Below are 10,773 nucleotides of genomic sequence, written 5' to 3'. Positions count from 1 at the left end.
TCACAGTTCCCTCACCTTCTGCCGACGGACGATCCAGATGAAGAAGGGGGCGCCGATGACGGCGGTGATGATGCCGACCTGGATCTCCTCCGACGACGGGGCGATCACGCGACCGATCACGTCGCTCGCGACGAGCAGAGCCGCGCCGGCCAGCGCCGAGAAAGGCAGCAGCCAGCGGTGGTCGGTGCCGATCAGCATCCGGCAGGCGTGCGGGACGACGAGACCGACGAATCCGATGGGCCCGGCGACCGCGGTCGCGGCACCGGCAAGGATCACTGCACCGACCGCCGAGATGAGGCGGGTGCGGAACACGTGCTCGCCGAGACCGGCGGCCATGTCGTCGCCGAGCGCGAGCGAGTTCATCCCGCGCGAGCTCGCGAAGCAGATGAGGGCGCCGAGCGCGAGCACGGGCAGGGTGAAGGCGATGCGCGGCCACTCCGCCCCGCCGACACCGCCGATCTGCCACGACTGGAAGGCCTGCAGCAGATCGACCCGAGGCAGCATGATCGCGCTGATGAGCGAGGCGAAGGCCGCGGAGGTGGCTGCGCCCGCCAGTGCGAGCTTCAGCGGAGTGGCGCCGCCGCGACCCAGGGAACCCACGCTGTACACGAAGGCCGCAGCCACCGCCGCACCCGAGATCGCCAGTGCCATCTGTCCGTACGGATCGGTGAGGCCGAAGAAGGCGAGCCCGAACACGACCGCGAGCGAGGCGCCGTTGGAGACGCCCAGGATGCCGGGATCGGCGACCGGGTTGCGGGTCACGGCCTGCATGGTCGCGCCCGACAGCGCGAGGGCGGCACCGACGACGATCGCGAGCACCGTCCGCGGGATGCGCTTGATGATGGCGGCCTGCGAGAGGGTGCCGTCCTGTCCGGAGAGAGCGGCGAAGACGTCGTCGACCGTCACCGCCCTGACGCCGAACGAGAGGGAGAGGATGCTGAGGACGACGATGATCGCGAGTCCGACGAGCAGCCAGAGAGTGCGCACCACCACCGGGCGCCGCAGATCTGCGGCGCCCGGGGCGATCGTGGCAGTTGTCGTCACTGAAGACTCATTCCGCGAGGGCGGACGGAGGAGTTACGGAGCCAGCGGCGCGGCCAGAATGCCGAGGTAGTCGCTGAGCCCCCACGGGATCGACAGGGGCGAGGGGTTGGCGGATGCCGCGATCGGGGTCGCGTCGGGGAGCACCGCGATGCGTCCCTCGGCGATGGCCGGGATCTTCGACAGCAGCGGGTCGGCCTGCAGCATCGGGATGATGGACTCGTCGCCGTAGGTGATGAACAGGTCGACGTCCTCGAACTTCGCGGCCTCTTCGGAGCTGACCGTCAGGTAGAACTGGTCGCTGTCCGCGTTCTCCTCGACGATCGAGGGGAACGGCAGGCCCAGTTCATGGATGTAGCCGGGACGCGTGTCGATAGCCGTGTAGTAGCCGATCTGGCTGAGGTCGGCCGGGTCGATGTACGAGAAGAGGACCTTCTTGTCCTTGAGGACGCTGTTCGCCTCGAGGGCGGCATCCGCATCGGCGTGCAGCTCCTCGATCAGAGCCTCGCCCTCGTCTTCGAGACCCAGGGCCTTCGAGTTCATCTCGATCATGTCGTCGACCGAGGTTCCCCAGGCGACTTCGGGGTACGCGATGACGGGGGCGATCTTGGAGAGGGTGTCGTACTCCTCCTGCGTCAGGCCGGAGTAAGACGCGAGGATGACGTCGGGCTGCGTGTCGGCGACGGCCTCGTAGTCGATGCCGTCGCTCTCGTCGAAGAGCACGGGGGTGTCGGCGCCGAGCTCTTCGAGCTTCTCCTCGACCCAGGGCAGCACGCCGTTGTCGTCGTCATCTCCCCACGCGGCCTTGCTCATGCCGACCGGGACGATGCCCAGCGCGAGCGGCACCTCGTGGTTCGCCCAGGCGACCGTGGCGACGCGCTCGGGCTTCTTCTCGATGGTGGTCTCGCCGTAGACGTGCTCCACCGTGACGGGGAACGCGTCATCGGATGCGGGGTTGCCGCCGGCGGACGAGGTCGACTGCGGGGCATTGGACGAGCAGGCGGCGAGGCCGACGGCGAGCACGGCGGCTGCGCCGAAGGCCAGGAGACGGGAGGTGCGCACGGGCGTTCCCTTTCGGGTTGCGGGTGAGGGTGTCGGCGCGAGATTCGCGCCCGAGGCTTTGGTAAGCCTGGCCTAATCTAACAGAAGGTTAGGCAAGCCTCACATCGAGTCGCTCCCCCGCATGGCCGCGCGAGAGGTCTGCGGCCACGAAGTTCTGCGGCCATCTCCAACTTCTGCGGCCTTGAGGGGCCGGTGAGGCCGCAGAACTTCGGATGGGCCGCAGAAGTTTCGGCCCCGGGCACACGAAAAACCGGCCGGATCCGTGAGGATCCGACCGGTTTCAGGAAGTCAGCGCGCGCTCAGAGAGCGCGGATGTTCGCCGCCTGCATGCCCTTGGGGCCACGCTCAGCGTCGAATTCGACCTTCTGGTTCTCGCGGAGCTCCTTGAAACCGGAGCCGGCGATAGCCGAGTAGTGGGCGAAAAGGTCGTCCGAGCCGTCATCGGGAGCGATGAAGCCGAAGCCCTTTTCCGCGTTGAACCATTTCACAGTGCCAGTGGCCATGTGTTTTCTACTTTCTATTTGACTTAGCCGTTTGCACGGCCTACGCGGAATCGGAACATCCGACACGCGCGCTTGCTCAAGGTACCACGGCTGGCTGACGTGCAGCAGAGAACGTCGGATTCTGTTGGATCAGCGCCGCTTCGGTGCGCGTGCTCACACCGAGCTTCCGCAGCACCGCCGACACGTGCACGCTCACCGTCTTGACGCTGATGAAGAGTCGCTCGCCGATCTGTCGGTTACTCAGCCCCTCGGCGATCAGCTCGAGAACCTGCCGCTCGCGGGCGGTCAGCGGGTCGACCTCGGAGCGGGAATCAGAGGCGGATCCGGCGGCAGGACGAAGTCCGGCGTCGGCAGCGAATCGTGCGACCGCCCCCTGCAGCCGCGCATGACCGAGAGACTCCGCGATGGCGGCCGCCTCGGCGAGCAGGTGCGTCGCCGCAGCGCGATCGCCGTCGTGCACCAGCATCCGTGCCTTCTCGAGGCGCAGGACGACGCGGAAGGCGACCGGCACGTCTTCGCCGTCGGCGCTGCGTAGACCCGCGTCGACGGCATCCGGGCGCGGGTCGAGGAGGGCGTCGAGGATCGTCGACCACGCATCGCCCTGCAGCTGCGCGGGTTGCGCGACCCACGCGGCACGCACGGAGTCGGCGTCTTCCTGGACGTCGGCACCCTCCGCACGCAGCTCGGCGATCAGGGCCGCACCTTCCAGCAGCAGGCGACGCTGATGCAGCAGCGCGGGCTGTTCGTCGTGCAGCATCTCGAGGATCGTGTCGAGCGCGCCGCGGAGATCACCCGCACTCTCGGCCACGGCGACGGTCATCATGACCCGGTCGTACCAGATCTGCCGCTCCGAGCCGCCCGTCTCATGGAACGCGGGCAGCCATTCCTTCAGCACCTCGGCGGCTTCGGCAGGCCGACCGCGCCAGGCGAGCACGCGCACCCGCGTCATGCTCATGTACATGCGGAACACGCGCAGGGTGCCCTGCATGAAGTCGCGTGCGAGCATCTCCTCCACCCGCTCGATCTCGCCGAGCTCGAGCAACGGCACGATCATGTTCTGCGTCATGATCGATCCCGTGGTGCGCTCGACACGGAGCTCCCGCGCCCGACGCAGCCCTTCTTCGGCGACCTCGACCGCCTCGCGGTAGCGGCCGAGCAGCGTCAGCAGGTCGGAGTAGTTGACGCGGTAGCGCATCTCGGCGTTCGATCCGACGGCCAGCTCTCGGGCTCGCTCGTACTCGCGCACGCCGGCCTCGACGTCGCCCAGGTGCGCCAGCGAGCCTCCGCGCACGTTCGCCGCGACCGACAACTGGTCGGTGGAGTCGGCGCGCACGGCTGCCCGCTCGGCCTCGTCGGCGAGACGGATGGCCTCGGCACGATCACCCGAGATCATGCGGCGGCTCGCGAGATGGTTGAGCAGCTCGGCGCGGAACACGTCGTCGTCGAGGTGCGCCTCGGCGATGGCCAGAGCCTGCTGCAGCAGCGGGATCGCCCCGAGACGCCCCAGGTTGACGAGGTACAGCGCCTTGTTGCGCAGCAGGCGTGCATGCTGACGCGGGTCGACCGTCGACGGGTCGAGCTCGTCGAGGGCGAGGTTCGCCACGGCCAGCGCCCGATCGCCGTCGCCGGCGTTCCGCAGGATCGAGCCCAGCAGGAGCAGCAGCTCGAGGCGCTCGGTGGCAGCGGCATCCGCGGCGTCGGGCACCTGCGGCCACAGCTCCAGCACGAGCTCTCCGAAGCGTGCGGCGCTCGCGAACGCGTAGCGCGCCTTCGCGTGGCGCATCGCTCGCGCGGCCGCGATGAGAGCACGCCGGTCGTCTTGCGCGAGCTGCCAGTGGTACGCGAGCGCCGCGTCATCGCCGCTCTCGGTGTCGGCGCAGTGCGCCTCGAGCGTCTCGGCGTAGGCGCGGTGGAGCCGCGCGCGCTCACCGGGGAGGAGGTCGTCGTGCACGGCCTCGCGCAGGAGGGCGTGCCGGAAGCGGTAGTCCTCGTCGACGACCACGAGGATGCCGGTGCGGGTGGCCTCGCGCAGGGCGTCTTCGAGCCGCAACTCGGGCAGGTCGGCGAGGAGCACGACCAGCGGATGCGACAAGGGACGCTCGGCGCCCGACACGACCTGGACGACGTGCCGTGCGTCGTCGCCGAGCCGATCGAAGCGCGCCAGGAGCAGGTCGCGCAGGCTGTCGGGCAGGGGTCCGTTCGAGCAGCCGGCGATCTCTTCGATGAAGAACGGCACGCCTTCAGCACGGTCCTGCATGCGCTCGAGTGCGGTCGCCGAGATCGGCTGCCCGGTGATCTGCTCGGCGAGCTCGCGCACGGCGTCGTGGTCGAGCCGGGCCAGCGTCAGGCGCTCGAGCAGGCGCGAGCGCGTGGCCTCGCCGATGAAACGGCTGACCGCATCGCCCCGGCGCACGTCGTCGGTGCGGCAGGTGATCAACAGCAGCACGCGGCCGCGGCTGAGCGCGCGCAGCAGGAACGACAGGATCGCGAGCGTCGACTCGTCGGCCCAGTGCAGGTCTTCCACCACGAGCACCTGCGGGGCGCGCTCGGACGCCGCCTCGATGAGCGACGCGATCGCGTCGCGGAGCCGCTCGGGACTCGTGCGCTCCCGATCCGTCGGGGCAGACGCGAGCTCGGGCAGCAGCATGCCGAGCGCATCGGCGCCCACACCGACGGACTCGCGCACGCGCTCGACCCCCATGCGCGCGACGATCGAGCGGAGGATGCCGGTCAGCGGGCCGTAGGGCGTGCGCGAGGCGCCGAGGTCGAGGCACCAGCCGACGTGCACGTCGGCCTGTTGCGCGATGTCGCCGCCGAACTCCCGCAGCAGCCGCGACTTGCCGATGCCGGCCTCGCCCTCGACCAGGAGGGCCGCGGGCACCCCGTCGCGCACGACGTCGAACAGTCGACGCACCTCGGCGAGCTCGGCGTCTCGGCCGACCATCGCGGCGCTGGGAGCGGACGGGGGCATGCGACCATCGTCCCACTCCCCTCCGACATGCGGGTCGATCCCGGCATCCGGAGCCGACCCCGAGGGCGTGACCGTCACTGCGCCGGTGCCGCCGCCCGGTCGCATCCCGCGGTCGCACGGTCGTCGACGGTCCGGGGCGCCGTGGTGCGCGTGGTCGACGCGGCCTCGCGGCCGCTGCCGGCCATGCGCCGCAGCATCCGACGGAACGCGCCTTCCCGACGCGGCACGATCTGATCGGCGTGCTCGCTCAGGAAACGGCGCTGCTCGGCCGCGCGTTCGATCTGCTGCTGCTCGAAGGTGGTGATCTGCTGGCTGAGATACGGGTGCTCGAACATGATTCTCCTCGCGGTTCGCTGTATCCCTACACTCCGCTCTGAGGGGGCCCGGCCGGATCGGACGGATGCCCTATCTTTCGGATGCCGATGCCTAGGTGACGTGGCGCCGGCCGTCGACGGCACGCGAAAGGGCCCGACGCAGCGGGAGGCTGCGACGGGCCCTGCGGTCCGGATGGATGCCGGTCAGGCGGGGACGTCACCGCGCCAGGCGCCGGTCTCAGCACCCTGGGCTTCGATGAACTCCTTGAAGTTCTTGAGATCCTTCTTGACCGCATGCGAGCCGGCTCCGACGAGGGAGCCGAGCTTCTCGAGAAGCCCCTCGGGCTCCCAGTCGATCTGCACGGTCACGCGCGTGGACGTCTCGGCGAGCTTGTGGAACGTCACCGCTCCCGCGTGCTCGGTCTCGCCGCCGGTGCTGTTCCAGGCGACGCGCTCATCGGCGTGCTGCTCGGTGATCTCGGCGTCGAACTCGCGTTCGATGCCGCCGACCTTGACCTTCCAGTGCGTGTGGGTGTCGCCGGTCTGCGTGATCGACTCGACCTCGTCGAGGAACTTCGGGAAGCTCTCGAACTGGGTCCACTGGTTGTACGCGACGTTGACGGGAACGTCGACGTCGATGGTCTCGATGATCTGCACCATGTGATGCTCCTCTTTGCTCGTCTTTCGTGTTCCTCCATTCAGCAGGCAGAGGTCACGAAGGGCGATGGGGTTGACAGCAGTGTGCGCTGGAGTCGCTCACCACGCTGGGAAGCGATCACGCCGCCAGTCGGCCCACCGCTCGCGCGCGGATGAGCACGGCCGTGCCGTCGGAGTAGGCGACGGGGAGCTCCTCGACCGCCACCACCTCGATCGTCTCGGGATCGGCCCCGGCGAGCCTGGCCCGCTCGGTCGCCTCGGCGGCGGCATCCGCGCGGGACGCACGCCGATCCGAAGGGTCCGCGCGGTAGATCTTCTCGATCTGGCCGGCGACCTCGCCGAGTGCGGCACCGACGGCGTTCGCCGCACCGAAGTGATCGGGGCGGATCAGCGAGGAGACCCCGTCGAGTTCCGAGGGCGCGATGATGCCTCCGCCGCCGACGAGGATCACCGGCACCGGCGCGGCGTTCGGCTTCATCCGGTCGATCGAATCCTCGAGGATTGCCCGCATCGCGGTCCATGCCGCGGAACCCTGCTCGGGGTCGACCGTCGGACCCGCCAGCCCGGCGATCTCCGCACCGCCGAAGGCGAGGGCGATGTCGGTGGCCGTGAGGGTGGCACCGCCGAACGCGAGGCTCTCCTGCGGCAGACGGTAGCCGACGCTGTCGGGACCGACGGTCACCCCGTCGCCGTGCGGGCGGATGATCGTGCCACCGCCGAGACCGACCGAGAGCACGTCGGGCATCCGGAAGTTCGTGCGGATGCCGCCGATCTCCACGGCGTGCGCGGACTGACGGGGGAAGCCGTCCACGAGCACGCCGATGTCGGTGGTGGTGCCGCCGATGTCGACGACGAGGGCGTCGGTCGCCCCGGAGAGGTGCGCGGCCCCGCGGATGGAGTTGGTCGGGCCACAGCCGATCGTCAGCACCGGGAACTCCAGCGCATACTCCAGCTGCATCAGCGTGCCGTCGTTCTGACCGAAGTACGGGGTCGCAGGGATCCCCCGCGCACGCAGCGCGGCGACGAACCCGCGGGCCATCTGGGTCAGCGTCTGCATCAGCGCCGCATTGAGGACGGTCGCGTTCTCGCGCTCCAGCAGTCCGAGCGAGCCGATGCGCGCCGACCGCGACACCGGAACGCTCAGCTCGTCCGCGACGATCGCGGCGACGCGCTCCTCCTGGCTCTCGTCGATGGGCGAGAACACGCCGACGACCGCCACCGCGTCGACCTCGCCGCGCATACGGTCGCACGCGTCGCGCACCGAGTGCTCGTCGATCGGCGCCAGCAGCCGGCCGTCGACCTCGAACCCGCCGGACAGCAGGTACGCGTGGTCGCCGATCGCGCGCCGCAGGTCATCGGGCCAGCCCTCGAGCGGCGGCACGGCGGTCGTCGCCGGAGCGCCGAGGCGCAGGATGCCGACGCGTCCGAGGCCCCGGCGTTCGACGATGGCGTTGGTGCAGTGCGTGGTGCCGAGCATCGCGTGCGACACGAGAGCGGGGTCGACGCCGGATGCCGCGAGCACGGCGTCGATCGCATCGGCGACCCCGTCTCCGGTGTCGCGCGTGGTGGGCCGTTTCACGGAGGCCACGACGGCGAGGCGGTCGTCGAGGATCACGGCATCCGTGTTCGTTCCTCCGACGTCGATCCCGATGCGGTAACCGGCCATCAGGCGGCCTTCCCTTCCGTCGTCCGCGCGATGGCCGGAGGAGTGGCGTGCTCGCGCGGGATGTCTTCGACGGGCACCCAGTCGACGTCGTATCCGAAGTGCGCGGGCCCGGCGGTGAGGAGTCCCATCGGCGTGCGCCACTTCTCGTGGCAGGGGATCGCGATCACCGCGACGCGCGCGCCGTAGCGCAGCGCCTCGGTCGTGATCGGCATTCCGGTGGCGAGGTCCAGCACCGTGATGAGGTCGGGCGTCACCGCGGCGAGCGCACCGTCGCGGCGGGCGAGCAGCATCTCGTTCTGGAAGTCGAGACGGAAGCTGCTGCCGCGGTCGGCTCCGACGCCGTCGAGTTCGGCCGCGCCACGGGTGAAGCCGCCGTCGACCGCGCGCTGCAGGTCGGCGACCTTGCCCTCGAACAGGCGCACCGCGTCGAGGTCGGCGCACAGGGCATCGATGCGCTCGTCGTCGCGGAGCTCTCGCCCGGCGGCATCCCGTCCGCGCAGGACGCGGCCGATCCGCTTCGCCAGGGTGAGGGTGCCGGGAATCGCGCATTCGCGCACGACGTCGCCGCCGTAGGCGTAGTCGATCATCGTCGCCCCGCCGCCCATCTCGACGGTCACGGCGCGGGCGATGCGCTCCGACCACGCGCCGTCGACCGGCCGGCTGACGACCTCGTTGCCGTGGTGGTCGACCATCACGGTGGCCCCGGGGCCGTAGCCCGCGAGGTGGAAGGTCACCATCTGGGCCTCGGGGAAGGCCCGGCCCATGGCGTCTCCGTCGACGACCGGGAGCCCCGCGAGCGCGGCCGTGGCGATCGGGATCATCGAGTTGCCTCCGCCGACCTCGATCGGCATCACCGCCGTGGGGCGGCGACCGACCGCGCGCTCGATGGCGGACAGTGCCGCGAGCAGCTCGGACTCGGCCTGGATGCGCTCGACGCTCACCGAGGGTGCGCCGATGCCGCCGATCGGGATCACGAAGTCGTCATCGGTGAGCTCGTCGACCTGGAGCAGGGCGACCGGGCCGTGCAGACGGATGAGGCGCTTCGCCATCAGCGAGCCGACATGCGGGTCTCCGCCGCCTCCGGTGCCGAGCACCGCGGCGCCGAGGGCGATCTCGTCGATGTCCCCCTCGGTGAGGTGCGCGCGGGTCATGCGCTGACCCCGTCGTCGAGGCGCGCGGGCTCGGCACGGGCAGGGGCGGATGCCGCGGCATCCGGCTCCACCTTGCGACGCAGCGGCACCAGCGCGAGGTACACGAGGAAGCCGACGATCAGACCGTCGAGGGCCGAGATCGTGGTGAGCGTGAACCAGCCGAAGCCGGGGCCGTCGGCGGGGTTCGTCGTCGCCACCGCCACGAGGATGCCGACCACCCAGGCCGCGATCGACCAGCCGTCGGCCGTGGGGACCGCGGCTCCGTGCTCCCAGCGCGGACCGCGTCGACCGGTGAAGAACGCCGCGAGGTACACGCCGCCGTACGGGGCGATGATGATGCCGATCACGAGGATGAAGGGCACGAAGTAGTCGGCGGCGCCGATCACTCCGATGATGATGCCGATGACGCCGAGCACAGCCGTGACCGTGCGGCGGTCGAGCCGCTTGCTGATCGCGGCGAACGAGAGTCCGGCCGAGTAGAGGTTCGTGGTGTTCGTCGTCCACTGCGCGAGGATCAGCACCACCACGGCGACGCCGCCGAGGCCGAGGGCGAAGAAGATGGCCATGAGCTCGGTGCCGTCCATGATCCGCGCGAGCAGGATCGACACCACGATGATGATCGAGTTGCCGAAGAAGAAGCCGACGAAGCCGGCGATCATCGCCTGCTTCGGCGTGCGGGCCCAGCGGGCCATGTCGGGGGCGAGAACCACGCCCAGGATGAAGATGCCCATCACGAGCGAGACGGCGCCGCCGAAGGTGATCGTCTGCTCCACGGGCGCGTCGAGCCCGGACGGGCCGTTCACCGCGAACGCGACGATGACGCCGACCAGCAGCAGGAGGAGAAGCAGCGGCACGGCCAGGGCGCTCAGGCGGTTGATGGCGCGGTAGCCCCAGAACGCGGTGAGCGCCATGAGCACGGCGCCCACGCCGGTGAAGAGCTGCACGGGGATGTCGATGCCGGTGAACTCGGCGAAGGCGATCTGCGCGTTCGCGCCGAAGAATCCGGCCTGCACCGCGAACCAGCCGATGAGGCTCACCGAGATGGCGAGGGCGAGGATCGCGCCGCCGACCTTCCCGAAGACCGCCCGGGAGATCATGGCGCTGCTGAGCCCTGTCGACGCGCCGACGTAGGCGCAGGCCATGGCGAGCAGTCCCAGCAGGAGCGAGCCCAGCACGGTGGCGGCGATCGCGGGCCAGAACGCCATGCCCGAGGCGAGCGCGACGCCCAGGAAGGCGCCGGAGAGGTCGATGCCGATCGCGATCCAGACGGTCGCGATCGACAGCCAGCTCTTGCGCTGGTCCTGCGGCACGACACCGTGCTCGTAGTCGGTGGTGGTCATCATCTGCTCCTTCAGGAGTGGCCGTGCGGGGCCGTCCGCGGGATTCGGGTTCCCAGAGATGCGGAGGG

General features: G+C 70.1%; 9 protein-coding genes. All 9 read right to left on the bottom strand.

From position 1 onward, the window contains the following. On the bottom strand, positions 1-1,044 hold the full coding sequence (locus LC452_RS09070) for an iron ABC transporter permease (RefSeq protein ID WP_223624345.1): 1,044 nt from the start codon (positions 1,042-1,044) through the stop codon (positions 1-3). Positions 1,045-1,077: 33 nt separating this feature from the next. Then, on the bottom strand, positions 1,078-2,103 hold the full coding sequence (locus tag LC452_RS09065; RefSeq protein ID WP_223624343.1) for an iron-siderophore ABC transporter substrate-binding protein: 1,026 nt from the start codon (positions 2,101-2,103) through the stop codon (positions 1,078-1,080). 299 nt (positions 2,104-2,402) lie between these two features. Next, positions 2,403-2,606, bottom strand: a complete 204-nt coding sequence (locus LC452_RS09060) for a cold-shock protein (RefSeq protein WP_017831237.1) — start codon at positions 2,604-2,606, stop codon at positions 2,403-2,405. Positions 2,607-2,682: 76 nt separating this feature from the next. Continuing rightward, positions 2,683-5,577: a helix-turn-helix transcriptional regulator gene (locus LC452_RS09055; RefSeq protein WP_223624341.1), complete on the bottom strand. Its 2,895-nt coding sequence runs from the start codon at positions 5,575-5,577 to the stop codon at positions 2,683-2,685. Between the two features lie 74 nt (positions 5,578-5,651). After that, positions 5,652-5,912: a hypothetical protein gene (locus LC452_RS09050; protein WP_223624339.1), complete on the bottom strand. Its 261-nt coding sequence runs from the start codon at positions 5,910-5,912 to the stop codon at positions 5,652-5,654. Positions 5,913-6,095: 183 nt separating this feature from the next. After that, positions 6,096-6,551, bottom strand: a complete 456-nt coding sequence (locus tag LC452_RS09045) for an SRPBCC family protein (protein ID WP_223624337.1) — start codon at positions 6,549-6,551, stop codon at positions 6,096-6,098. Between the two features lie 115 nt (positions 6,552-6,666). After that, entirely contained in the window at positions 6,667-8,214 is a 1,548-nt protein-coding gene (locus tag LC452_RS09040) for a hydantoinase/oxoprolinase N-terminal domain-containing protein (RefSeq protein ID WP_223624335.1), read from the bottom strand. Then, the gene (locus LC452_RS09035) at positions 8,214-9,365 is read right to left on the bottom strand and encodes a DUF917 domain-containing protein (protein WP_223624333.1); all 1,152 of its coding nucleotides are present in this window, start codon (positions 9,363-9,365) and stop codon (positions 8,214-8,216) included. The genes LC452_RS09040 and LC452_RS09035 overlap by 1 nt, the downstream gene beginning before the upstream one ends. Beyond that, the gene (locus tag LC452_RS09030) at positions 9,362-10,705 is read right to left on the bottom strand and encodes a cytosine permease (protein WP_223624331.1); all 1,344 of its coding nucleotides are present in this window, start codon (positions 10,703-10,705) and stop codon (positions 9,362-9,364) included. The genes LC452_RS09035 and LC452_RS09030 overlap by 4 nt, the downstream gene beginning before the upstream one ends. Between the last annotated feature and the right edge of the window lie 68 nt (positions 10,706-10,773).

It is taken from the genome of Microbacterium sp. EST19A, assembly GCF_019969685.1.
Classification (GTDB): Bacteria; Actinomycetota; Actinomycetes; order Actinomycetales; family Microbacteriaceae; genus Microbacterium.
The sequence above is the reverse complement of the archived record's forward strand: the minus strand, read 5'-3'. Positions and strand labels throughout refer to the sequence as shown.

Bases quoted from the DNA above. Each gene is read 5' to 3' on its own strand.
- LC452_RS09060 (WP_017831237.1), bottom strand. From the start codon at position 2,606: ATGGCCACTGGCACTGTGAAATGGTTCAACGCGGAAAAGGGCTTCGGC.
- LC452_RS09055 (WP_223624341.1), bottom strand. From the start codon at position 5,577: ATGCCCCCGTCCGCTCCCAGCGCCGCGATGGTCGGCCGAGACGCCGAG.
- LC452_RS09050 (WP_223624339.1), bottom strand. From the start codon at position 5,912: ATGTTCGAGCACCCGTATCTCAGCCAGCAGATCACCACCTTCGAGCAG.
- LC452_RS09045 (WP_223624337.1), bottom strand. From the start codon at position 6,551: ATGGTGCAGATCATCGAGACCATCGACGTCGACGTTCCCGTCAACGTC.
- LC452_RS09040 (WP_223624335.1), bottom strand. From the start codon at position 8,214: ATGGCCGGTTACCGCATCGGGATCGACGTCGGAGGAACGAACACGGAT.
- LC452_RS09035 (WP_223624333.1), bottom strand. From the start codon at position 9,365: ATGACCCGCGCGCACCTCACCGAGGGGGACATCGACGAGATCGCCCTC.
- LC452_RS09030 (WP_223624331.1), bottom strand. From the start codon at position 10,705: ATGACCACCACCGACTACGAGCACGGTGTCGTGCCGCAGGACCAGCGC.